Annotated in this window: 19 protein-coding genes; 12 read left to right on the forward strand and 7 right to left on the reverse strand. The window is 65.0% G+C overall.

Annotated elements, in window-relative coordinates; translation table 11 throughout:
* The first annotated feature begins 11 nt into the window (after positions 1-11).
* Genes IVB29_RS06810 through IVB29_RS06820 form a run of 3 tightly spaced genes read left to right on the forward strand, consistent with a single transcriptional unit; the run spans position 12 to position 4,696 of the window.
* On the forward strand, positions 12-1,256 hold the full coding sequence (locus IVB29_RS06810) for an ABC transporter substrate-binding protein (RefSeq protein WP_247502627.1): 1,245 nt from the start codon (positions 12-14) through the stop codon (positions 1,254-1,256).
* Between the two features lie 27 nt (positions 1,257-1,283).
* The gene (locus tag IVB29_RS06815) at positions 1,284-2,159 is read left to right on the forward strand and encodes a branched-chain amino acid ABC transporter permease (protein ID WP_247502628.1); all 876 of its coding nucleotides are present in this window, start codon (positions 1,284-1,286) and stop codon (positions 2,157-2,159) included.
* Positions 2,156-4,696, forward strand: coding sequence for a branched-chain amino acid ABC transporter ATP-binding protein/permease (locus tag IVB29_RS06820; RefSeq protein WP_247502629.1), 2,541 nt, complete (start codon positions 2,156-2,158; stop codon positions 4,694-4,696). Before IVB29_RS06815 ends, IVB29_RS06820 begins: the two co-directional genes overlap by 4 nt.
* A gap of 6 nt (positions 4,697-4,702) precedes the next feature.
* Here IVB29_RS06820 and IVB29_RS06825 read toward each other — a convergent pair whose 3' ends face one another.
* Positions 4,703-5,686, reverse strand: a complete 984-nt coding sequence (locus IVB29_RS06825; RefSeq protein WP_247502630.1) for a tripartite tricarboxylate transporter substrate binding protein — start codon at positions 5,684-5,686, stop codon at positions 4,703-4,705.
* Positions 5,687-6,117: 431 nt separating this feature from the next.
* On the opposite strand from IVB29_RS06825, the gene IVB29_RS06830 reads away from it, so the two are divergent.
* From IVB29_RS06830 to IVB29_RS06835, 3 genes are all read left to right on the forward strand, one after another.
* On the forward strand, positions 6,118-6,726 hold the full coding sequence (locus IVB29_RS06830) for a hypothetical protein (protein WP_247502631.1): 609 nt from the start codon (positions 6,118-6,120) through the stop codon (positions 6,724-6,726).
* A 29-nt stretch (positions 6,727-6,755) separates the two neighbouring features.
* A complete protein-coding gene (locus IVB29_RS38485) occupies positions 6,756-6,992 on the forward strand; it encodes an HGGxSTG domain-containing protein (protein WP_276576848.1) in 237 nt (78 codons plus the stop codon).
* 159 nt (positions 6,993-7,151) lie between these two features.
* Positions 7,152-10,229 carry a patatin-like phospholipase family protein gene (locus IVB29_RS06835; RefSeq protein ID WP_247502632.1) on the forward strand — a complete coding sequence of 1,026 codons (3,078 nt, stop codon included), beginning with the start codon at positions 7,152-7,154 and terminating at the stop codon, positions 10,227-10,229.
* A 55-nt stretch (positions 10,230-10,284) separates the two neighbouring features.
* On the opposite strand, the gene IVB29_RS06840 is transcribed toward IVB29_RS06835, so the two are convergent.
* From IVB29_RS06840 to xylB, 6 genes are all read right to left on the reverse strand, one after another.
* Positions 10,285-10,854 carry a c-type cytochrome gene (locus IVB29_RS06840; protein WP_247502633.1) on the reverse strand — a complete coding sequence of 190 codons (570 nt, stop codon included), beginning with the start codon at positions 10,852-10,854 and terminating at the stop codon, positions 10,285-10,287.
* A 123-nt stretch (positions 10,855-10,977) separates the two neighbouring features.
* Complete coding sequence (locus IVB29_RS06845; protein WP_247502634.1) at positions 10,978-12,243, reverse strand: PQQ-dependent sugar dehydrogenase; 1,266 nt, start codon at positions 12,241-12,243, stop codon at positions 10,978-10,980.
* A gap of 238 nt (positions 12,244-12,481) precedes the next feature.
* Positions 12,482-13,429: an ABC transporter substrate-binding protein gene (locus IVB29_RS06850; protein ID WP_247502635.1), complete on the reverse strand. Its 948-nt coding sequence runs from the start codon at positions 13,427-13,429 to the stop codon at positions 12,482-12,484.
* Between the two features lie 97 nt (positions 13,430-13,526).
* Positions 13,527-14,567, reverse strand: a complete 1,041-nt coding sequence (locus tag IVB29_RS06855) for a ribose ABC transporter permease (protein WP_247502636.1) — start codon at positions 14,565-14,567, stop codon at positions 13,527-13,529.
* On the reverse strand, positions 14,560-16,083 hold the full coding sequence (locus IVB29_RS06860; protein WP_247502637.1) for a sugar ABC transporter ATP-binding protein: 1,524 nt from the start codon (positions 16,081-16,083) through the stop codon (positions 14,560-14,562). The genes IVB29_RS06855 and IVB29_RS06860 overlap by 8 nt, the downstream gene beginning before the upstream one ends.
* A gap of 210 nt (positions 16,084-16,293) precedes the next feature.
* Positions 16,294-17,739 carry a xylulokinase gene (xylB, locus tag IVB29_RS06865; RefSeq protein ID WP_247502964.1) on the reverse strand — a complete coding sequence of 482 codons (1,446 nt, stop codon included), beginning with the start codon at positions 17,737-17,739 and terminating at the stop codon, positions 16,294-16,296.
* A 105-nt stretch (positions 17,740-17,844) separates the two neighbouring features.
* On the opposite strand from xylB, the gene IVB29_RS06870 reads away from it, so the two are divergent.
* The 6 genes from IVB29_RS06870 (at position 17,845) to IVB29_RS06895 (ending at position 24,745) form a co-directional block, all read left to right on the forward strand.
* On the forward strand, positions 17,845-19,089 hold the full coding sequence (locus IVB29_RS06870) for an MFS transporter (RefSeq protein ID WP_247502638.1): 1,245 nt from the start codon (positions 17,845-17,847) through the stop codon (positions 19,087-19,089).
* A 233-nt stretch (positions 19,090-19,322) separates the two neighbouring features.
* Positions 19,323-20,084 (forward strand): outer membrane beta-barrel protein, encoded by a 762-nt coding sequence (locus tag IVB29_RS06875; protein WP_247502639.1) that lies wholly within the window; start codon positions 19,323-19,325, stop codon positions 20,082-20,084.
* A 157-nt stretch (positions 20,085-20,241) separates the two neighbouring features.
* Positions 20,242-21,447, forward strand: coding sequence for a M20/M25/M40 family metallo-hydrolase (locus tag IVB29_RS06880; protein WP_247502640.1), 1,206 nt, complete (start codon positions 20,242-20,244; stop codon positions 21,445-21,447).
* Between the two features lie 12 nt (positions 21,448-21,459).
* Positions 21,460-22,299, forward strand: a complete 840-nt coding sequence (locus tag IVB29_RS06885) for an alpha/beta hydrolase (protein ID WP_247502641.1) — start codon at positions 21,460-21,462, stop codon at positions 22,297-22,299.
* Between the two features lie 103 nt (positions 22,300-22,402).
* A complete protein-coding gene (locus tag IVB29_RS06890) occupies positions 22,403-23,491 on the forward strand; it encodes a mandelate racemase/muconate lactonizing enzyme family protein (RefSeq protein ID WP_247502642.1) in 1,089 nt (362 codons plus the stop codon).
* Between the two features lie 105 nt (positions 23,492-23,596).
* Positions 23,597-24,745 carry an amidohydrolase gene (locus IVB29_RS06895; protein WP_247502643.1) on the forward strand — a complete coding sequence of 383 codons (1,149 nt, stop codon included), beginning with the start codon at positions 23,597-23,599 and terminating at the stop codon, positions 24,743-24,745.
* Positions 24,746-24,765: the final 20 nt, after the last annotated feature.

The following is a 24,765-nucleotide window of genomic DNA, read 5'->3' on the forward strand; positions in this document are numbered from 1 at the left end:
AGGAGACAGACATGATCCGCTACCCGCGACGGAGGTTGTTGCAGGCCGGCGCAGCGTTCGCTGGCGCAACTGCATTTGGGTTTCCCGCAATCGTCAGGGCGCAGGCCGAGAAGATGCGGATCGGGCACCTCACCCCGCTCACCGGCTTCCTCGGCGTGATTGGCAGCTACGCCCAGCTTGGCGTGAAGCTCGCCGCCGAAGAGATCAACGCGTCCGGCGGCATTTTGGGCAAGCCGATCGACCTGCTCTCGGAAGACTCGATTAATCCGGCAACCGCCGCGACCAAGGCACAGCGCATGCTGGAGCAGGATGGCGCGGTGGTGCTGCTGGGAGAGATCTCATCGGCCTCCTCGCTCACCATCATGCAGGTGGCCGAGCGCAACAAGAAGGTGTTCTTCTCGACCGGCGCGCGCTCGGACGCGCTGCGCGGCAAGAACTGCAACAAATACTCCTTCCACTGCGACATCCCGAACACCGTGATGGTCAACGCGGTCGGCACCGCGCTGTCGCAGAAGGGCATGGTGAAGGGCAAGAAGTTCTTCACCCTCACGGCCGACTACATCTTCGGTCATGACCTGCTGAAGGCGGCAAAGACCTTTTTCGGCGCGCATGAGGCGAATTTGATCGGCGACGAACTGATCGCAACTGATGTCACCGACTTCAGTCCGTACCTGCTGAAAGTGCGGCAGGCAAAGCCCGACGTGGTCTGCTGCAACCTCGCCGGCAACCAGGTGACCAACCTCGTCAAGCAATATGCCGAATTCGGCTTCCCCTATCCGCTGGTCGGCTTCAATCTCAACACCGGCGATGCCTGGGCCGCGGGCGCCGGCAATCTCAGCGGGACCTGGCCCACCGTCTGGTATCACACGCTAGCCAATCCCACATCGCAGGCGTTCGTCGCGGCGTTCACCAAGAAATACGGCAAGCCGCCGGAGAACCACGCTTGGATCGACTACATCACGCTCAAGCTCCTTGCGGAGGCGATCAACACGACGAAGTCGACCGACAGCGGCGAGCTGATCGCTTATTTCGAGAAGCAGGCGCAGTTCGACATCGGCAAAACGCGAAAGGCCTATTTCCGCTCGTGGGATCATCAGCTGGTGCAGGAGGCCTATCCCTTTACGGTGAAGCCGAAGGACCAGATGAAGGACCAGTGGGACATGCTGGTGCTCGGCGACGTGGTGCCGGCGGCGAACGATGCGCTGGAGACGATCTATCCGACCAGAGAGCAGAACCCCTGCGAGATGAAGGCCTGACGCGCACCCACGCGGCAAGGACGCAACATGCAGTTCGAGTTCCTGCTGGAACAGGTGGTCAACGGCCTCGTGCTCGGAGGCTACTACCTGCTCATCGCGCTCGGGCTATCGCTGATCTTCTCCGTCGGCGGCATCGTCAACCTCGCGCATGGCGCTTTCTATGCGCTCGGCGCCTATGTCTGCGTCGAGCTGACGAAACGGGTCGGCTTCGGCGCCTCGGTGGTGATCTCGCCGTTTGTGGTTGCCCTGCTCGGCATTCTCTTTGAACGCTTCATCCTGCGCCGCTTCTACACGGCCGATCCCATTCTCAGTCTGCTCGTGACCTTCGGACTCGCGATGGTCGCGGAGCAGGCGATCCGCATGATCTGGGGTGCAGCACCCGTTTCAACGGAGATCCCGCAAAGCTTTCGCGGCTCGGTCATCGTCGGCGATTTCCTGTTCTCGCGCTATCGCCTGCTGATCCTCGCCGTCGTCGCCGCTATGCTGCTCGGCATCTGGCTGCTGCTGCAAAAGACCTCGTTCGGCCGCGTGGTGCGCGCCGGCATCCAGCGGCCCGACATGGTCGCAGCGCTCGGCATCCGCCTGCAGCCCTACATGACCGCGGTAGTGATGCTCGGCGTCGGCATGGCCGCACTCGGCGGCGCTTTCTTTGCGCCGATCACCACCGTGCATCCGGCGATGGGCGCCGAGATCATGACGGTCGCCTTCGTCGTCGTCGTGATCGGCGGCCTCGGCAGCTTTTGGGGCGTCGTCATCTCAGCCCTCCTCGTTGGCGTGGTGCGCGGCATCACCATTCACTTCGAACCTGCGGCCGGTGAAGCCTCGATCTACGTCCTGATGTTCCTGGTGCTGCTGGTGCGCCCACGCGGACTGCTCGGCGAGCGCATCGAGAAGTTCGAATGAGAAGCACCCCGACCATCGACAGGCTGAGGCCGCTGCTTATCGCGACCGCGGCGGTCGTCGCTCTGCCCTTGCTGTTGAAGGCATTCGGCCTGTCACTGAACACCGGTACGTGGATCGTCGGTCTCGCGATCGCGACCATGGGGCTCAACCTCTGCATCGGCTATACCGGCCTCGTCTCGTTCGGCCACAGCGCCTGGTTCGGGATCGGTGCCTACGCCGCAGGCCTGATCCAGCTGTGCTTCTTCCCCGGCGAGATCTGGCTGCCTCTGCTCGGGTCGATGGTCGTTGTCGCCCTCGCATCAAGCGCGATCGGCATGCTGATCCTGCGCCGGCGCGGCGTCTATTTTTCGCTGCTCACGCTGGCGCTCGCGGCGCTGGTCTACACCACCGCGTTCCGCTGGACGAGCCTCACCGGCGGCGAGGACGGGCTTGGCGGGCTGAAGCGCGGCGGCATCGGACCCATCAGCTTCGACACCGCGCTCAACTATTACATCGTGGTCGCGATCATCGGGCTCGCCGTGCTCTATGTGCTGATGCGCCTGGTGCGCTCGCCGTTCGGGCATGTGCTGGTGGCGATCCGCGAGAACCAGCTGCGCGCGAGCTTTCAGGGCTATCCGGTCGAGCGTTACAAGCTTGCGATGTTCGTGATCTCCGCCGTCGTCACCGGCCTTGCCGGCGCGCTGATCGCATTCCTGAACTATCTCGTTTCGGCCGAAGCCGTCTCGGTGCCGTTCGCCGGCGAGCTGCTGGCGATGGTGGTCATCGGCGGGATGCGCAGCCTCTTGGGCCCCGCGCTCGGCGCGCTGTTCTTCATCCTGTTCCGCGAGCTGTTCTCGATCTGGACGTCGGACTGGCTGTTCTGGTTCGGCCTGACCTTCGTGGCCTTCGTGATGTATTCGCCCGGCGGCCTCGTCGGCATCGGCTCGCTGATCATGCGGCGGCTCCGTCCGCCTGCGGAAGAGACGGCCGCGATGAGCCGGCGCAAGATCTATGACGGTTTGCCGCTGCCCGACTTCCTGCGGCCGGAAGCATTGAAAGGCACCGTGCTCGAAGTCAGCGGCGTCTCGCGGAAGTTCGGCGGCATCCGCGCGGTCGAGAATGCCAGCATCAAAGTCGCCGCCGGCGAGATCCATGCGCTGATCGGGCCGAACGGCGCCGGCAAGACCACGCTGTTCAATCTGGTCTCCGGCCTCTACGCGCCGGACCAGGGCACGATACGTCTGCAGGGCCGCAACATCGCCGGCGTGCGCGCCAACCAGATCTGTCATCAGGGGCTGGCGCGCTCGTTCCAGATCACCAATCTGTTTCGCGGGCTCTCCATCTACGAGAACTTGCGGCTATCGCTGCAAGCGCGCCGCCCGATGCGATTCAACATCTGGAATGACATCGACGCGTATCCAGAGATTCATGCCGAGACCGCGGCGCTGACAAAATTCCTCGGGCTCGAAGGCATCGAGGAGATCGAGGGCGGCGAGCTCTCCTATGGCGGACAGCGGCTCGTCGATCTCGGCATCGCGCTCGGCTCAAAACCGCAGGTGCTGCTGCTCGACGAACCGCTCGCAGGGCTCGCCGCTGCCGAGCGCGAGCGCGTCTCCAACCTCGTCAGGAACATCGCAGCCAACATTCCCGTGCTGATCGTCGAACACGACATCGATCGCGTGCTCGGCTTCTCGCAAATCGTCACCGTGATGAACCAGGGCGAGGTCCTGATGTCCGACTGTCCGAAAGCTGTTCGGGCCGATCTGCGGGTGCAGGAGATCTATACTGGCAAGGGCATTCCCGCCGTCGAGCATCGGCGCAGCCCTGAGGAGGCCGGCGAGCACGAGACCGTGCTGCGCCTCGATCGCGTCAACACATTCTATGGCAAGAGCCACATCCTCAACGACGCCGCGCTCGACGTCCGCGAGGGCGAAATCGTCGCGCTACTGGGCCGCAACGGCGCCGGCAAGTCGACGCTGCTCAAGTCCATCGCCGGGCTGGTGCCGGCGGCGTCAGGCAGCATCGAGTATCGCGGCATCGACATCGCGCGCCTTCCCGCTCCCGACATCGCGCGCCGCGGCGTCGGCTATGTGCCGCAGGGGCGCGGGCTGTTTGCCGGCATGACCGTGCGCGAAAACCTCGCGCTCGGCCGCCTCGCGCGCAAGACCGATGGCAGCGACGGCGTGGTCTGGAGCGAGGAGCAGATCCTGCACACTTTCCCGCGCCTGAAGGAACGCATGAACGTCGCCGCGGACTATCTCTCCGGCGGCGAGCAGCAGATGGTTGCGGTCGCTCGTGCGATGTCCGGCAATGTCCGCCTGCTGCTGTTGGACGAGCCGTTCGAGGGTCTCGCGCCGGCGGTCACACTCGAATTGTTCAAGGTGTTCGACCAGCTTCGCCGGCACATGTCGATCGTCGTCGTCGAGCACAATCTCGACCTCGTGCTCGCACTCGCCGACCGGGTCTTTGCGCTCGAGCGCGGCGCCGTGTTCCACCAGGGACCGGCGGCGCCGCTGCTGAACGATCTCGGCTATCGCAAGCAGATCCTGTGGCTCTAGGGCCCCCTACTCCGCCTTGATGTTCGCGGCCGCGACGACCTCGGCGAGCTCCTTTGTCTCCTTCGCGATCTTCGCGGCATACTCGGCCGGGGTCAGCATGCTGACGACGCCCTGCGAGCCGAGCTTCTCCTCCACTGCCTGATCCTTGGCGGCCGCGACGATCTCCCGGTGCAGCGTCTCCAGGATCGGGGCAGGTGTCGCCTTCGGCATGAAGAAGCCGACCCAGAACGAGAGATCGAAGCCGGGATAGCCGGCTTCCGCGACGGTCGGCACGTCGGGCAGCGACGGCAACCGCTCGGCCGATGACACCGCCAGCGCACGCAGCTTTCCGCCTTTCACCAGCGGCACCGCAGACAGCGGATCGAACACCGCCAGCACCTCCTGCGCGAGAATGCCGACCTCGGAAGCCGCGCCGCCGCGATAGGGCACGTGAATCATCTTGATGCCGGCCTTCTGGCTGAGCAGCTCCATGGCGAGGTGGGCGAGGTTGCCATTGCCGCCGGAGCCGTAAGCGAGCTCGCCCGGCCTGGCCTTCGCCGCGGCGACGAGATCGGCGACGGTCTTGATGTGGGCGGTCTTGGGGTTCTCAGGATTGACGACGAGCACGAGCGGCGCCGAGACGACGGTGGTCAGCGGCGCGAAGTCGCCTTGCGGATCGTAGCGGATATCCTTGAACAAGGTCTTGTTGAGCGTGATCGTGGATGAGTTGCAGGCGAGCATGGTGTAGCCGTCCGCGTCCGCATGCGCCACGCCTTCGGCAGCGATCATGCCGTTGGCCCCGGCGCGGTTCTCGACCACGAAGGGCTGTCCGAGTTTTGCACCTAACCGATCGCCGATGATGCGCGCGACGACGTCGACCGGACCTCCTGCGCTGAAGCCGACCATGACCTTGACCGGCCGCGTCGGGTATTTCTGGGCGACGGCCTGGGTCGAGAGTGCAGAGGCGAACAATCCGGCGATGACTGCCAGCAGGCGAGCCGTTCGTTGCATTCGTTCTCTCCCCGGACCGCATTGCGCCGCTTGTGCATGTTTGTTGATACGGCGCGTGTGACCCGCATGATTAGCGGTCTCGCCGGAATTCGCAATCGCGTTTGTGCGCCGGCATTCCGCCGCGCGGCAGGTGAGACCGGCGTCCAAATAAGAAATGCGAAAACAACCCCATGCACAGTAGCCGGCGCCTGCGAGAACAAGGACTTACGCGCGAGGTAAATTTTTCGGATACAGCGAATTAGATGTTGACCCGTCGGGCAAAACACTGGCAGAATGCCACTATCGCAACAATCGTCGGCGTCCGCACCGGACTGGCCCAGGCCATGCCGACGCTGTTGCGCGCAAACCCTTCATCGACATCTCGAAATTCGCAATCGCGCGCAGCAAGCGAACGATCGCTCGCGCGCCTGCGCCAGCAAAGGACACAGCACATGACAACGACAGCTCCGAACTGCCTCGGCACTGCGCCGGCTGCGGCAAACGATCGCAGAGACTTGCCTGCGAGCCCGCGCGTAAAACTCTACAAGCGGCGCATCGCGATCCGCCATCCGGACCCGCAAGCCGGCGAGCGTCTTCTGGCCGATTCACTTGGCGCCGTCGACCTTGACGCCATGCACGGCATTCTGAAGCAATTGGTCAAAGCGAGCGCGATCGGGCAGAAGCCTGATGAGGCCAATCTCGCCTTCATGATCTCGATGATCAGGAGCATCGCGCCGAGGGATTCCATCGAGGCCATGCTGGTATCTCAGATGGTCTCCGTTCATATGGCCGCGATGCGCTGCGCTTGTCGTCTCGCGTGCACGGACGATCTTGCGCAGCAGGAGAGCGTCACACGCGCCCTGACCCGGCTCACCCGCACCTTCGCCGCTCAGGTCGAGGCGCTGAGCCGTCACCGCAACAGCGACGAGCGCGCGATCACGGTGAAAAACCTGTCCGTGCAGGACGGAGGACAGGCAATCGTAGGCAACGTCACCCAGCATGCCAACGTGCTTGTTGCGGAGGCGGCAACGGGGGGGACGCGGCAAGGCGCAGGCCTGTGACCGGCACTCACGCCCGCAACACCGGCCCGATGCGAGCCAGCCCCCGCTGCGGCGCCCGAACTCGCGACGGCGCCGCGTGCCGCGCACCGGCGGCACACGGGAAGGAGCGATGTCGCATGCATGGTGGGGCGCGGAGAAGCGGTGCGCCGAGAGGAAACGGGAATGCCAAACGGCACGGGCTGTTCACGAGCGATGCGATCGCCGAACGAGAACAGGCCCGGGTGTTGCTCGACGAAGCACAAGAATTGCTGCAGAAGTTGAGGTGATCGACCGTCTGGCCCTGCCACCTCTCCCTGGAATGGGTCGGCTTCGCTTCCCATCCCTCCGCCCTGACAATTTATGCGTGCCTGTGAACTGCTTCACACGCGTGCCTTCGCCGATCTCGGTAGTCTGGGCCGATCTCGGTGAAACAGGCGGAGGGTGTCATGGGGGCATTAAACCTTTCACAGGTTCTTTGGGAAGAGCGGCGGGCGCTCGCCGGCGCTCCTCTGGGATTCCCGCGTAAAGACGAGAACGGTCCGGCACCCGGCCCTTCGCCGGTGGCGGCACAGCCAGCGGCCGAGGCTTCGCCAAAACCAGCCTACGACTTATCGGTTTCGAATTCGATTTCAAATCAACCACCGTCCTCCGAAACCCCGCCGGACTCGTTGCCGCCGCCGACGGCTCCCGTGCCAGAGCAACTCCTCACCGTCTACCGGGCCCTGAACGCGGACGACCGATGGGCGCTGTGCCTGTCCGGCGGAGGAATCCGCAGCGCGGCGTTTGCGCTCGGCATCCTGCAAAGGATTGCGGCGCTGGAGGTCACGTCGAAGCGCAAAGGCGATGCGCAAGGTTCGGCACTGAAGCAGTTCGAATATCTTTCGACCGTGTCGGGAGGTGGATATATCGGCAGCTGGCTATCGGCCTGGCTCTATCAGCAGCGTAAGCCACCTCGTGACAGGGCTGGCGATCATAGGAGCGACGTCAGTCAGGGCTCCACTCCGGACCCGGTGGTTTCAGCACTGAATCGGCGAGAGAGCCGCGGCCAACTCGGAGATCACGAAGAAGCAGAGCCGATTTCCAACCTTCGGCGCAACTCGCACTTTCTCTCGCCAAGCTTCTCGTCGTTGTCTCCCGACCTGTGGAGCGATGTTGCCAGCGTCCTGCGCAATCTGTTTCTCAACTGGATCCTGCTCGTCCCTCCCATGATCCTTGCGGTGCTTGTCACCAAGGCGCTCTCCTTTGCTCTGATCGACGCCCACGGCATCACAGAAAGGTCGATCTGGTTCCTGGTCGTGATGGCCATACCAACGCTGTGCTTGTTGGTTTCCCTGTCCTTCTCTGTCGCGAACCGCCCCGCCCGCGGCTGGATCAATGTCCCGCAACCCCGCTTTCTCCTGTGCGATCTCACCCCCTTCCTTGTCGGCGCCGCACTGCTGGTTTTCGTGTTGCAAAGTCCGTATGGCCTGAAGACGCTTTCGGGCCTGCTCGCCGCCGGAGGATTCGGATTTCTCGAGCAATTCGAACGCGACCACCTGCTCGCGGCTGTGCTGATCCGCGGAACGATCCTTGGGGTGGTCTTTTTTCTCGTGTCCTGGGGGCTGGCGCCGCTGTGGACCGTCATTTTCGGGAGATCGGCCCGCCCACCACCTGCGGCGCGTCCCAAGCATCCCGCGCTCGAGCCCTTCGCCTGGGCCATCGCCGGCGCGGCTTTCGGTCTGCTGAGCGCCGCGGGACTGATTTTGCTCTGGAGCATCAACCCGTCCGACTCCGCCGCGACGGCAGCGGGCTTTGCCTGCGTGCTCGGGCTGCCCTGGATCGTGCTGGCGCGCATCGTCGCCGACGTGATCTATATCTCGTTTGCCGAATTTCTGTCCGAGGTCGACGTCGGGCTCGAATTTCAGGCGCGGTCGAGCGGGCTTTTCACGCTGGCCTATCTCGGCTGGCTGTTGTGGTTCGGGCTCGTGCTCGGCGCGCCACCGGCCGCAAGATGGATCGAGAGTCAGCTTGGTGCTGCAACCGTCCCCTCGCTCGCAGCCGGGGGAGGCCTTTCCGGCCTGTTCTCCATCATTCTCGGAGCGAGCTCGAAGACAAAGACCGCCGCCGAGCAGGTGTCGGGCCTGAGGCAATATCTCGGACTCAACACGATCGCAGCCGTCGCGGCGGCGATCTTCGCGGCGGTTCTGGTTGCCCTGCTGTCCATTGGTTGGGATGCGGCTTTCAAATTGCTCGCCCCTGGGGCCGTCGGCCACATGCCCTGGACCATCGTGTTGGTCGTGGGCGCCTTGCTCGGCGTGCTGATCTATGCGGCCGCACATGTCCTCAGCATCAACCGATACTCACTCCACGGCCTCTACCGGAACCGTCTGGTTCGTGCCTTTCTCGGTGCCTCGCGCAACGAAAAGGAGCGTGACAAAACTAAGAATGCCTTTACGGATTTCGACGGTCGCGACAGCCCGCTCCTGCACGAGCTTTGGGAGCATGGCGTCACACCGACGGGCGCCAATTGGAAGCCGTTCCACGTCATCAGCGGAGCGCTCAACCTCGTCTCGTCCAAGAACTTGGCATGGCAAGAACGGATGGCGGCGCCTTTCACGTTCTCGCCGCTGCATTGCGGCAGCGCCATATTCTCAGACGGTGCGTACCGGACAACCTACGCCACGACCGACCAGCCGCAGCCCTATGGCGGAAACCTGACGCTCGGAACCGCCATGGCGATTTCCGGCGCGGCCGTGAGTCCGAGCATGGGCTACAACTCGTCGCCTGGCGTCGCCTTCCTGATGGCACTGTTCAATGTGCGCCTCGGCTGGTGGCTGGCCAATCCGCGCAGCGACAACCCCTATTATTCAGAGATCAAGCCGACAAACGCACTCCGACCGTTTTTCATGGAGATGTTCGGCCTGACGAGCGAGACCGAGCGCTGGGTCTACCTCAGCGACGGCGGACATTTCGAAAACCTCGGCCTCTACGAAATGGTTCGCCGACGCTGCCGCGTGATCGTGGTCAGCGATGCCGGCTGCGACCCCGACTACTCCTTCGAGGACCTCGGCAACGCGCTTCGCAAGATCTGGATCGATCTCGGTGTGCGGATCGACCTGCACGGCCTGGACCTTCTCAAGAAGCGATTCACGGAACGGCCCAGCCCTGCAAAGCAAGGACCGTACTGGGCGGTCGGCGATATCCTCTATAGCGAGGCCGACGGTGGCAAGTCGCAGAACGGCGTGCTGCTGTATTTCAAGTCGGGCCTGCACGGCACGGAACCCATGGGCATATTGAGCTATGCGATCGCCCACGCGACCTTTCCGCATGAGTCGACGCTGAACCAGTTCTTCTCGGAATCGCAATTCGAGAGCTATCGTTCGCTCGGTTACGAGATCGCAGACCGCGCATTCGAAACCGGCGAGGGCCTTGCGGTCGACGCAGCGACCGGGGCGCCCCCCACGCTCCTGTCGATCATCGGGAAGCTCAAAGGCAAGAATTGGGGAGAAGTTGAGTCTGTCGCCACACTGTCCGGCAAGTCGTAGACGCACCGCCTCCGGCGGGCCCTTAGGATGAGGTCGCGTTGTGGGGCTGGACCGCTCAGCGGACATGCGCGAGATAGTAAGCGAGGTCGCCGATCTGGTCCTTGCCGACGGTCTGCATCACGTCGGCCATGGTGGCATCGTAGCCGTGACGGGTGTTGTCCTTGTACTCCGCGAGCGTCTTGGCGAGATAGTCCTCGCGCTGGTTGGCGATCCGCGGGACGCTCTCCTTTCCGGAGTAGTCGGTGTTGTGGCAGGTGTTGCAGCGGTTCTGCTTTGCCAGCACCTCGCCGCGCGCCATGCGAGCGGCGTCAACGGCATCAGTCGGTGCCGCCGGCTTCGGCAGCGCGGCGATGAAGTCGGAGAAAATGCGCAGATCATCGTCCGTCAGCGACTTCGCCATCTCGTTCATGGGCTCGAACACGCGCAGCTTCTCGCGGAACATGAAGAGCTGGATCAGCGCGTAAGGCGCCTGCTGGCCGCCGAGCGAAGGGGTGTTCTCGGTCTCGGAGGCGCCACGCTCGCCGTGACAGGCAAGGCATGGCGCGGCGCGCTCCTGGATGGTTTCTGCGGATGCGGAGAAGGCGATTGAGGCAAGCGCCAGAGCAGCGATTATTGTTTTTTGCATTGGCCGCTCTCCGCGTACTCCGTCATTGCGAGGAGCGAAGCGACGAAGCAATCCAGTCTGTTGCCGTAGAGGCATTCTGGATTGCTTCGCTTCGCTCGCAATGACGGTGGGTGTGGTTGGCACTTACTGCGCCGCGACCTTCTGCTTGCCATAGGTGATGCGGTAGACCGCGCCGTTCCAGTCGTCGGAGACGAGCATGGAGCCGTCCTTCAGCAGCATGACGTCGACGGGGCGGCCGACATATTTGTTGTCCTCGATGAAGCCGGTCAGGAACGGCTCCATCGACTTCACGGTGCCGTCCTTGTTCAGCTTGACGACGACGACGTCTCCGCCCTGCTTCTGCGACTTGTTCCAGGAGCCGTGGCGCGCGACGAAGATCGCATTCTTGTATTGCTTCGGGAACATGCTGCCGGTGTAGAAGCGCATGCCGAGCGCCGCGGTGTGCGGGCCCATCAGGCCGACCGGCGCCGAGTAATTCTTGCAGTCCTTGCCCCAGCCGAGCTCCTGGTCGATGATGTTGCCCTGGTAGCAGAACGGCGCGCCGAAATCTTCGCCCGCCTTGGTGACGCGGTTGAGCTCGTCCTCAGGCACTGATTCCGACAGCCAGTCGCGGCCATTGTCGGTGAAGTAGAGCTGCCTGGTCTCGGGATTCCAGTCGAATCCGACCGTGTTGCGCACGCCGACCGCGTAGACCTCCGCGCCGGAGCCGTCGAGATTCATCCGGCGGATCTGGCCGTGATCGGCATCGTGCAGCACGTTGTTGCCGGGCTGGCCGACCGGGACATAGAGCTTGTTGTCGGGGCCGATGCCGATGAACTTCCAGCCATGCGCCTCGTCCTTCGGCAGTTTGTCGTAGATGAGCGTCGGCTTCGGCGGGCTGTCCAAGACGTCGTCGATCTTGTCGATCTTGGAGATCTTCGACAGCTCGGCGATGTAGAGCGTGCCGTCCTTGAAGGCGACGCCGTTCGGACGATAGAGGCCGGACGCGATCACCTTGACCGACCGTTTGCCGTCCTTCTCGGCGATGGCATAGACCTTGTCGACGAGACGGCTGCCGACGAACACGGTGCCCCTGTCGCTCTGCGCGAGCGAGCGTGCATTGGCCATGCCGGACGCATAGACCTCGACGTTGAATCCAGCGGGTACCTTGAGCTTGGCAAGCGGCAGTTTGTCTGCCGAGGCCGGAATCGGCGGCGGCGCAACGGGGGCGAGCTTGGCGGCAGCCTCACCGTCCGGACGCCCGATCATGGGTGAGCCTGGAGGAAGCGGTTGGGCCGCAGGCGCGGCGGGCGGAGTGGCGGGCTGCTGCGCCGCGGCGGACAGCGTGAACGCACCGAAGACAGCGCCGGCCAGCAACAGGCGGCGCGACGCGGACGACATACTCATCATGTTGATCTCCCCAGAAGCGGAAGCCGTCTTCAGACGCGGGCGCGTCCGCGGCTTTTCCGAGTCATAGTGTGTGAACTTGTCCGAACAAATGCAATCGGAAACGAAGCTGAGGACACCTGACATCGCGTCCGGTCGTTTCCACTTCAAATCGCAAGCGCTGGCGAGCCTCACGCCATGCAAGCAGTTCCCACCACGCGCGCCGGCCGGCGCCGCATCCGGCGCCGGCCATATCCCACCCCTACTGTGTCCGATCCGAGGTCCAGCCCTTGTACTCGCCGACATTGTCGCGCGTCACGAGCTTCGACGGCAGCAGCTCGACCGTGGACGCCGGCTTCTGGCCGTTGAGGATGCCGACGCCGACCTGCACGGCGCGGCGGGCCATGAAGAACGGGTCCTGCGAGGCGGACGCCTGGATCTGCGCCGCCTGCGGGTCCTTCAGCGCGGCTTCGATGTCGGGCGCGCCGTCGACCGCTGTGATGACGATGCCGGTGCGCTGCTGCTGGCGCGCCGCAAGGTCGGTGCCGATGGCCTGCGGATCGTTGATGGCAAAGATGGCGTCGATCTTGGCGAAGCGGGTCAGATAGCCTTGCGCCACCGTGAGGCCGCCTTCGCGCGAGCCCTTGCCGTCCTGGTCGTTGGACAGGACCTTGATGCCGGGGGTCTTGCCGAGCACGTTCTTGCAGCCGACGACGCGGTCGATCACCGCGGAGACCTGCGGGCCGTTCTCGATGATCACGTCACCTTTGCCTCCCAGCTTGTCGACGATGTACTGGCAGGAGATCTCGCCGGCCTGGACGTTGTTGGTGGTCACCGTGGCGTCGGCGCCGTCGGCGGCGGTGTCGACGGCAACGACGACGATGCCCGCGGCCTGCGCCTTCTTGATCGCGGGGCCAACCGCCTTGGGATCGCCGGGATTGAGCAGGATCAGGTCGACGCCGGCTGCGATGAAATTGTCGATCTGGGTGACCTGCTTGCCGAGATCATACTCGAAGCCGACGGTGGTGATCTTGACGTTGGGATTGGTCTTTTTGGCCTCGAACTCGGCGCCCTTCGACAACGCGACGAAGAACGGATTGCCGAGCGAGCCCAGCGAAATGCCGACCGATTTGAGCTCCTTGGCGAAGGACGGCGCGGAGCTCAGGACGAGCGCCATCGCGGCGCCGGCAAGCGAGATCGTCTTCAACATTGGCTTCCTCCCTGGTCTGTTGAATCTCCGGCGCGGCGACCAGTTGCCGTGACGGAATGAACATGACGGCGCAGCGCCGGCGACATTTCTCTCCCGCTCAGGTCCGGGCCGAGCCCTGCAGCCGATAGCGGTCCAGCGCCACCGCGCCGATGATCACCAGGCCCTTGATCACATATTGCCAGACGTCGGACACGCCGATCAGGATCAGGCCGTTCGACAACACGGCAATGATCAGCGCGCCGACCAGCGTTCCCCAGATCGAGCCGATGCCGCCGACAAAGGAGGTGCCGCCCAGGATCACCGCGGTGATGGCGTCGAGCTCGTAGGACTGGCCGAGCTGCAGGCCATTGGCGGCGTAGAGGCGCGCCGCCTGCATCGCGCCGCCGAGGCCCGCGAGCAGGCCGGACACGGCATAGACGAAGATCAGCACGGCCCAGACCTTGATGCCGGCGAGCCGCGCTGCGCTCTCGTTGCCGCCGACCGCATAGATGTGCACGCCGAGCACGGTGCGCTTGAGCACCAGCCACGACACCAGGATGACCAATAGCGCGATCACCCAGAGCCAGGGTATCGACACGACGCCGGGAATGAGGGTCACGGCGCCGTTGCCGATGAATGCATAGGGAATCGAGGGATTGAACACCGTGGTGTCGGCGCCGAGCAGGCGTGCCGCGCCGCGCACGGCGGTCAGCGACCCCAGCGTGACGATGAAGGGCGGCAGGCGCAACAGCGCGATCAAGGCGCCATTGAGGATGCCGAAGACGGCGCCGGTGAGCACCGCTGCCGGCAACCACAGCGGCCCGAGATCGGGGAATTTGGAGACGATCAAACCGGCCATCGCCGACGCCGCCAGGATGGAGCCGACCGAGAGGTCGATGCCGCCGGTGAGGATGACGAAGGTCATGCCTGCGGCCAGCACGGTATTGACCGCGGACTGCTGCACCACGATGCCGATGTTCTGGCCGGTGAAGAAGCGGCCATCCGACAGGACGTGAAAGCCGATGCACAGCAACAGCAGCACCGGCAGCATGCCGACCGCGCGAATGATCATCCGCGTCCGCTGCCGCTTGGTCTCCTGCGCGGCGGCGCCACCTGACGCGGCCGGGGCAGCCTTGGTGATCGCACCGTTCTCAGGCATCGAGCTGCTCCGTTCCGGTGGCGAGTGCCATGATCTCCTCCTGACTGAGCGGCGATGTCGCGTCGCGCCGGATCTGGCCGGCGATCTGCCCTGCGCGCATCACGATGACGCGGTCGCAGATGCCGATAATCTCGGGCAGGTCGGACGAGATGACGAGAACCGCGGTGCCCGACTTCGCGAGATTGTCGATGATCGAATAGATCTCGGACTTGGCGCCGACATCGACGCCGCGGGTCGGCTCGTCCAGGATCAGGATTTTCGGACCGATCGCCAGCAGCCGCGACAACAACACCTTCTGCTGGTTGCCGCCGGAGAGCCCGCCGGCGGCAACGCCGACATTGGCGGCACGGATGCCGAGCGCCGCGAACGCGCGCTTGGCGCGGTCGCGGGCCTTGTCGCGGTCGAGGATGCCGCCGAATTTCGCATCGCGTCCCAGCACCGCGAGATTGATGTTGTCGAGACAGGACATGTCGAGGAACAGGCCGAGCGCCTTCCTGTCCTCGGTGAGATAGGCAATGCCCGCGTCCAGCGCCTCGGCGGGCGTGCGGATGCGGACCGCGCGGCCCTCGATCTCGACATGGCCCGAGATCATTGGCACGGCGCCGATGATGAGATGCGCAAGCTCGGTGCGGCCGGCACCGACCAGGCCGGCAAGGCCGACCACCTCGCCCGCATGCACCGTCAGCGAACATCCCTTGACGCGCCTGTGGTCGGCGATGTCGACGGCCGCGAGCACCGGAGCTCCCGGCCGCGCCTTGAGATCATGCTCCTTCTTGTAGAAGGACGAGATGTCGCGCCCCACCATCATCCGGACGATGGCGTCGGCGCGGATGTCCGGCTTGTCGAGCGAACCGACCAGCGTGCCGTCACGCAGCACGGTGACGCGGTCGCCGAGCGCATAGACCTCGTCCATGCGATGCGAGATGTAGATGATGGCAAGACCTTCGGCGCGCAGCTGGCGGATCAGGGCGAACAGCCTTTCGCTCTCACCGGCCGACAGCGCGGTGGTCGGCTCGTCCATGATCAAAATCCTGGAGCGGGCGTGCAGCGCGCGCGCGATCTCGACCAGTTGACGCTGACCCATCGAGAGGTTGGCAACCTGCGTCTGCGGCGTGAAATCCGCGCCGAGCCGCGCCAGGATCGGCCCCGCGCCGGCCTGCATCGCCTCGCGCGCCAACAAGCCGCCGCGGGAAACCTCGCGACCGAGATAGATATTCTCCGCGACGCTCAGATTGGGGGCGAGCGAGAGTTCCTGATAGATGATCGCGATGCCGGCCGCGCGGCCGCCGAGCGGGCCGCTGATCTGGACCGGCTGGCCGTCGATGCGGATTTCGCTGCCCGGATCCGGCCGGTAGGCGCCCGACAAGATCTTCATCAGGGTGGATTTGCCGGCGCCGTTCTCGCCCATCAAGGCGTGGATCTCGCCCGCATAGACGGTGAGGTCGACGTCGCGCAGCGCCTTGATGCTGAAGAACGATTTGGAGACCCGGCGCATCTCGAGGATGGGCTCGCTCATCACACCTCCCCGACGCGCCGACGGCGGCATCGTAATCTCACCCGCGTCTCGTTGGTCCCTGGCGCGGGTGCGAGCATTAAACAAAAGGTTGTGGCGCAGGGCAATACCTCCCGCATGCCGACGAACGGTCCGCCGCTGCTTTTATCTTTTGCGAACGGAACCGATCTCGAACGTGACGCCTTTTCTTCGCCACATCATCGCGTATCGCGATCAGCGCCGCGGCCGGTACAGGCGGCGCCATTCCGGAAGCCGCTCGGCATAGGCCTGCGCAAGCGCGGGCTCGGGCTCGAACGTCTCGACGCGTTGCGGCGCGGTGCAGACGGCCTCGATCGCCTCCCCGGTGACGGCGATGCGGCCGAGCCGCGCCGCACCGAACGCCGCGCCCGTCTCGCCGTCGGCAAAGCGATGCACGGGCACGTTCAGGACATTGGCCAGCACCGACAGCCAGAACCGCGAGCGCGAGCCGCCGCCGATGACATCGGCTTCCGCGATCGCCAATCCGGTCTCGGCAAGCACGTCCCGGCAATCCGCCAGCGCAAAGGCAACGCCTTCGAGCACGGCTTGCACGATGGCGTCACGATCGGTGGCGTGACTGAGCCCGTCGAGCATGCCGCGCACATCCGGGTCGTCATGCGGGGTGCGTTCACCGGAGAGGTACGGCAAGAAGCTGACCGGCGACGGCGCCCTCGGGCGGAACCCGAGCGGCGCCAGCAGGTCGGCCTCGGAGGTCCCCAACAGCCGCGCGATCCAGGCCAGGCACGATGCCGCCGAGAGGATCGCGCCGGCCTGAATCCATCTGTCGGGGACGGCATGACAGAACGTGTGCACGATCCGCTCCGGGTTGGCCGCGATCGTCTTGGTCGGCACCAGCAATGCGCCGGAGGTTCCGAGCGAAATGAAGGCCGCGCCGGGATTGATGGCACCGATGCCGACGGCTCCCGCCGGATTGTCGCCGGCCCCGCCTGCGATCATCGGCCGCCCGGTCATGCCCCAGCGCTGCGTCATCTCGGTCCGCAGCCGCGCCGACGGCACGCAGCCCTCGACCAGACGCGGCATCTGCCGGCGCGACAGAGCGGTCGCGGCGAGCCCCTCATCCGACCAATCGCGGCCGACAACATCGAGCCACAGCGAACCCGAGGCGTCCGAGACATCCTCGATCGCTTCGCCCGTCAGCACCAGGCGCAGATAGGCCTTGGGTTGCAGCACGAGTTTTGTCGCCGCGAAAATCTCCGGTTCGTGCCTGGCGACCCACAGCAATTTTGGCGCCGTGAATCCCGGCATCGCCTTGTTGCCTGTCGTCGTCCGCAATGCGGGCCAGCGCTGCTCCAGCTCGGCGCATTCCGCGACAGACCGTCCGTCATTCCAGAGAATGCAGGGCCGCAACGGCACGAGACCGGCGTCGAGCAGCGTTGCGCCATGCATCTGGCCGGACAGACCGATGCCCTCGACAGCGGCCAATTCGCGCGCATGATCTGTCTTCAGCGCGTCCAGCGTCGCGAACGTGGCCTCGATCCACTGCGCCGGGTCCTGCTCGGAATGGCCGGGACGCTTTGAGCTGACCGTCAGCGACCGGCTGCGGCTCGCCACCACGTGTTGCGAATCGTCAACCAGAACGATTTTGACGGCCGACGTGCCGAGATCGATGCCGAGATACATGATGCCGCTTGCCTCAGGCGTCCATGACATTGCGGACATGGCGTTCCCGATGTTGGCATGCTCCCGCTAATCATGTAACCCCACCCGAAACCTTCTCGGGACGGGATGCTCATGACTGCCACCGACGACGCGGGCGAGGCCACCCGCGCGCTGATCCTTGCGCTGGTTGCGCTGGCCTGCGGGCACATGCTCTCGACCTTGCTGCGCACGATTCCGGCGATCAGCCTCGATTTGATGGCGGCGGATTTCCACATGGAGCCGCAGGCGCTGGCGAGCCTCACCTCGGTCTATCATTTCGCCTTTGCCGCGTCGCAGATTCCGGTCGGTGCGGCGATGGACCGGTTTGGCGTGCGGCCCGTGTCGCTTGCTTTGCTGGCGGGAACCGTGCTCGGCGCGATCGCGTCGGGGTTTGCAACGGGGCCGGAAAGCTTTGCGGTCGGGCAGCTGATGCTGGGCGTTGCCACCTCGGGCATGCTGATGTGCCCGATGACGCTGGCCGCCAAGCAATTGTCGGCTGCGCGCTTCGGCCTGTGGTCGGGCGCGATCCTCTCGATCGGCAATATCGGCATGCTGCTGTCGTCGAGCCCGCTCGCTTTCGTGATCGACACTTACGGCTGGCGCGCCGGCTTTTGGATCTCCGCGATCGGCGGCGTCCTGGTCGCGCTCGCGGTGTTCGTGCTGGTGCCGAACCAGCCAGCCGAGCACAAGGACGAGTCTTCGCCACTGTCGCAGATGATGGAGGTGCTCAGGCTCGGCCTGTCGCGTCCCTTGCGCGGCCTGATCGCGCTGGCGCTGGTGTCGCTGGCGAGCTCGCTGGTGCTGCGCGGCCTGTGGGGCGGGCCGTGGCTGATGCAGATCAAGGGACTGACGCGGGTCGAGGCCGGCAACCAGCTCGGCGCGTTCACGTTGGCGATGATCGCAGGGCCGCTGCTGGTCGGCATGATCGACCGCAGGATCGGCCGCCGCCGCGCGCTGGTGGCCGGTACCCACGCGTTCGCGGCGCTGCTGCTCGCGCTGATGGCGCTGGGCGCGCCGCACTTGCCGGTCGCATGGCTGTTCGGCGTGACCGTGATGCCGCCGTCCTACGATCTCGCGCTGTTCGTGCTGATCGGGCTCTTCACCTCCGCGCAGCCGCTGCTGTTCGGCATGTCCAGGCAGCTCGTCGACGCGCAGGTCGCGGGCAAGGCGCTCGCTGCGGTGAACCTCGCCTTCTTCCTCGGCACGGCGCTGATGCAATCCATCACCGGCGCAGTGGCCGCGCTCGCGGGGCTGCCGGCGGTGCTGCTGTTCATGGCGGCCGCGCTGCTTGTTGGTGTGGTGATTTTCCTGGCGTACACGCGGAGTGAATGAAGCAGTAAATTTGCAGTTGCCCCTGTCGCGACAGCCTCAGTGGCAAGTCGCGACTCGCAGTGGTCGTTATTTCCAATGTGGCCCGGTGGTTACAGCCCGCGCATGACATGCGGGGTAGAGTGACCAGATCGCGAAGTCGCACAACGCACCAGATGAAGTTGCTGGCCTGTGCAGTACCGGCTCGCGGGATAGGCTTCAGGCGCCGTCGCCGTTAGTTGAAGGAAAATTCTCTCATGACGACCAAAACCATTTTCGGCGCCATTGCGCTGGCAGTTTCGACCTTGACCTCAGCCATGGCGGCGGACGTGTCGATGCCCTACAAGGCGGCGGCCGCGGCCCCCGCCTTCTCCTGGACCGGTTGCTATGTCGGCGGCAATGGCGGCGGCGGCCGCGGGGTTAACGAGCAGCAGCCGCTCGCCGGGCTGACATTCAATGCCGATCACAACAGCGGCTGGCTCGCCGGCGTGCAGGGAGGCTGCGACTATCAGGTCGGCTCCCTCGTGGTCGGCGTGGAAGGCCAATTCGATTGGGCCGACATGAAAGACACCAGCGCGACCCTGCCTGCGGGTGGCGCCATCGGCTTCCTGCTGACGACGCAGCTCGACCGCGTCGCTACCGCGACGGGCCGCATTGGCTACGCTTTCGACCGCGTGCTGTTCTACGCCAAGGGCGGCGCCGCCTTCGCCCACTTCACCCATCAGTTTACCCAGACCGATTTCGCCGGCTTGGCGATCGATTTCAAGGGCTCACGCGATGTGGCGGGATTCGTCGTCGGCGCCGGCCTCGAATATGCGCTGCTGCCGAACTTGTCGCTGAAGGCCGAATACAATTATTTCGACTTCGGAACGAACGGTTACACCTTGAACTGTTCCGGCAATCCGGGATGTGCCGGCACTCCTTTCTTCCCGGTCAGCGTCCGGCAGAACATGCAAACCGTCATGCTCGGCGTGAATTGGCGCTTCAATACCCTCGCCCCGCTCGCCGCGCGATACTGATTGATTTGCTGAACACATCGGCGGCGCGTCGGGTTCGACGCGCCGTGTCGGTGATTCGGCGCGCCCCGACCCAAATTCACCGGACTGTCCAAGAGGCCTTGCGAAACACGGCGCAGCGAAGGATGCTAGCGCTTGCCGTGCATCAAAGGAACGCCTCATGCCTGTCGACACCAAAGCCGCCACTGACCGCCTTATGCGCTTCCTCGCCATCGAGGGCGTCACCGGACAGGAGGCGGCGATCGGGCGTGACCTTGCCGCTGCGCTGAAGGAGGTCGGCGTGCCCGCGAAGGCGATCCGGCTCGACGATGCCAACACGCGCATTCCGGTGCCGACCGAGACGGGCAATCTCATCGTCGACCTGCCCGGCCGCGGCGCGCTGCACAACCAGCCGCGGATCATGTTCATGACCCATATGGACACCGTGCCGCTCTGCGCCGGCGCCAAGCCCAAGAAATCCGGGCGCAAAATCGTCAACGAGGCCAAAACCGCGCTCGGCGGCGACAATCGCTGCGGCTGCGGCGTGCTGGTGACGCTCGCGGCCGAGCTCGAAAAGCAGAAGCTCGATCATCCGCCGATCACGCTGCTGTTCTGCGTGCGCGAGGAGAGCGGGCTCTACGGCGCGCGCCATGTGAAGCTCGACGAGCTCGGCTCCCCGCTGATGGCCTTCAACTACGACGGCGGCTCGGCCTCCAATGTCGTGATCGGTGCCGTCGGCGCAGACCGCTGGAATGTCGAGATCTTTGGCCGCGCCTCGCATGCAGGCGTCGCGCCGGAGCGCGGCATCTCCTCGACCATGATCATGGCGCTGGCGCTCGCCGACGTGAAGGCCGGCGGCTGGTTCGGCAAGGTGGTGAAAGGCAAGGGTGCGAGCGCGCGGCAGGGCACCAGCAATGTCGGCCCCGTCACCGGCGGCGAAGGCCGCCCCGCGGGCGACGCCACCAACGTCGTCACCGACTACGTGCATGTGCGCGGCGAAAGCCGCAGCCATGACGGAAAGTTCTTCAAGGAGATCACGAAAGCCTACAAGGCCGCGTTCGAGAAGGCGGCCAAGAAGGTCACGAATACACAAGGCAAGTCCGGCAAGGTCAAGTTCAAGGCCGAGACCGACTATTATCCGTTCCGCATGAAGGAGAACCTCCCCGTCGTGAAGCGTGCGATCGAGGCGGTGTCCGCGGTCGGCGGCACGCCGAACGTTCGCGCCGCCAATGGCGGACTGGACGCGAACTGGATGGTCCGCCACGGCGTTCCAACCGTGACCTTCGGCGCCGGCCAGAACGAGGCGCACACGATCGACGAGTGGATCAATCTCGACGAATATGATCGTGCCTGCGCACTGGCCGTGCAGCTCGCGACGATGCGGTGAGGCGCGCCTTGCGTGAGCGCTGAGAGATCGTTGCTCGCGAAAGACGGCACCGTCATCGGGTACCGACAACTCGGTTCAGGTCCTGGCCTGGTGCTGCTCCATGGCGCGATGCAGAGCGCAGCGAGCTTTGCCGACCTTGGAGCGGCACTGGCTGACCGCTTCACTGTCCTCATCCCGGACCGCCGGGGTCGGGGCCTGAGCGGAGCATTCCGGCCCGATCACTGCATGGCGACCGAGATCGATGATCTCGGTCGGCTTCTCGCCGAGACGGGTGCGCGCAATGTGTTTGCGTTGAGCGCCGGTGCATCGATTGCCTTGCACACCGCGCTCGTCAATCCAGCGATCTCGCGCCTTGCGCTTTACGAGCCGCCGCTCGAATTCGGCGCGGTCCAGCCGAGATGTTGGGCCGCTGGCTATGAAGCGGCCTTGGCAAAGGGGGATTTGCCCGCGGCCTTGGTCGCCGTGCTCAAAGGCACCGGCGACAACGAGGTCATGACAAAGCTCCCTGCGTCTGTCCTCAGGTCGTTCTTCGCCATGATGATGCGGCTACGGCCAAACGCAGCGGCGGGCAATGGGCCGCCTCTGGCGACGCTGATCCCGACGGTTCATTACGATATCGAGCTGATTGCGGAGACGGCCGGCGATCTCGATCGCTTCAAGGGCTTGACAACGGAAACACTGCTGCTTGGCGGCGACCGAAGCCAGGAATATCTGACTGCCGCGCTCAATGCGCTCGTCGAGATTCTGCCAAACGCCACACGCGTCGAATTCAAAGGCGCCGGCCATATCGCGGCCGACAACGAAGGCGACCCAGCCCGGGTCGCCGCGGAGCTGCGTCGCTTCTTCACGTGATGTCGAAAGACGTACCAGCGTTGCCGCAAACGCGGTTGCCTGGCGGTGCACGCCGCTCTAGCCTGCAAAGAAAACGTAGGGAGGCCAAACGTAGGGAGGCCAAATGGCACGCATCGCAGCGATCGAGACCGGATTCTACCGGATCCCCCTTCCCGTCACGCTGTCCGACTCCACCCATGGCGAGATCGAGGCGTTCGAGCTGATCACCTGCCGCATCCGCGATGCCGACGGCGCGGAGGGCGTGGGCTACACCTATACGGTCGGGCGCAATGGCGGGGCGGTCGCCGATATTCTCAAGCGCGAGATCCCGCCACTGGTCGAGGGCCGCGAGGCCGATGACACCGAGGCCGTCTGGCATCACGTGTGGTGGGCGCTGCATTATGGCGGCCGCGGCGGGCCGGCGGTGCTGGCGCTGTCCGCACTCGACATCGCGCTGTGGGATTTGAAGGCGCGGCGCGCGAGCCTGCCGCTGTTTCGTTTGCTCGGCGGCTTCGACGCGCACGTGCCCTGCTATGCCGGCGGCATCGACCTCGATCTCTCGGTCGAGGCGCTGCTGGAGCAGACCGACGGCAATCTCGCCAAGGGCTTTCGCGCGATCAAGATGAAGGTGGGCCGGCCCGATCTCAAAACCGACGTAGCGAAGGTCTCCGCGATGCGACAGCATCTCGGCGACGGCTTTCCGCTGATGGTGGATGCCAACATGAAATGGACGGTCGAGGAAGCGATTCGCGCCGCCCGAGCGTTCCAACCCTACGATCTCACCTGGCTCGAGGAGCCGATCATCCCCGACGACGTCGCGGGACACGCCCGCATCATGCAGGCCGGCGGCGTGCCGATCGCGGCCGGCGAGAATTTGCGCTCGCTGTGGGAGTTCAAGAACTACATCGCCGCGGGCGCGGTGTCCTATCCCGAGCCCGACGTTACCAATTGCGGCGGCGTCACCGCCTTCATGAAGATCGCGCGGCTCGCCGAGGCCTTCAACCTTCCGGTGACCAGCCACGGCGCGCACGACATCACCGTGCATCTGCTCGCGGCCTGCCCGAACCGATCGTACCTGGAAGCCCACGGATTCGGGCTGGACACATATATCGAGCACCCGCTGGTGCTCGAGGACGGCAAGGCGCTGGCGCCGTCGCGGCCGGGCCACGGCATCGGTTTCGACTGGAAGGGGCTGGCGAAGCTTTCGCCTTAGGCAACGCGCGTTGCTGCACGCGAGCCATTCCAAGGCACTGGATGCAGGGCGCGGATAATCGGCTAGGGTGGCGGTAGCCGGCCCTCCCCAGCGAAAGCCCCCGCCTTGACCCCCGAGCTGCACCAGAAACTGACCGCGTGGCGCCGGCATCTGCACGCCCACCCCGAACTGTCCTTGCAGGAGAAGGCCACTGCCGCCTTCGTGCAGGAGAAGCTCACGGAGCTTGGCATTCCCTTCGAGGCCGGTGTCGGCGGCCACGGCGTCGTCGCGACCTTGACGCGCGGGCAGGCACAGGGCCGCGTCGGCTTGCGTGCCGACATGGACGCGCTGCCGATCACCGAGGACACCGGCCTGCCCTATGCCTCGACGACGCCAGGCGTGATGCATGCCTGCGGCCATGACGGGCACACCGCCTCGCTGCTCGGAGCGGCTGCGCTGCTCGCTACTGATCCCAGCTGGAGCGGTAAGGTCGATTTCATCTTCCAGCCGGCCGAGGAAGGTTTTGGCGGCTCGCGCGCGATGGTCGCGGCGGGGCTGTTCGAGCGCTTTCCGATGGACCGGGTATTCGGCTTCCACAACTGGCCGGGTCTTCAGGCCGGCACGGTTGCGGTCCATGACGGTGTGGTCATGGCCTCCGGCGGACGCGTCAGCATCACCATCGATGGCCATGCGGGACATGCCGGCATGCCGCATCTGACGCGCGATCCGGTGATGGCGGCGGGCCATCTCATCGTGGCGCTGCAATCGATCGTGTCGCGCAGCGTCGATCCGCTCGACACCGCCGTGCTCTCGCTGTGCACGCTCGAAGGCGGCACGGCGCGCAACCAGATCGCAGGACGTGTCGCGATCGGCGGCACGCTGCGGTACCATCGCGAGGCGGTGAAGGACGTCCTGCTTGCGCGGATCGGCGAGATCTGCGCCGGCATCGCCACGAGCTTCGGCGTCAAGGTCACGCCCGAGACCGTCATCGGCGTCGGCGTCGTGATCAACACGCCGGCAGAAGCGGACCTGGCGCGCCTCGCCGCCGAGAAGGTGCAGACGCCGGTTCGCCGCGATCTCGCGCCCAGCATGGCCGGCGAGGATTTTGCCCACTATCTCGCGCACCGGCCCGGCGCCTTCGTCTGGATCGGCAACGGCGAGCTGCGCGACGGCGCCGAGCTGCACGGTCCGCGCTACGATTTCAACGACGCGATCCTCCCCGTCGCATCCGGCTGGATGGCCGAGGTCGCGAAGACGGCGCTGGCATCCAACTAGCGATGCGCCGGCTCTCAGGC

Origin of the sequence: Bradyrhizobium sp. 1, from assembly GCF_023073315.1 — a bacterium.
In the GTDB taxonomy this organism is placed as follows: domain Bacteria; phylum Pseudomonadota; class Alphaproteobacteria; order Rhizobiales; family Xanthobacteraceae; genus Bradyrhizobium.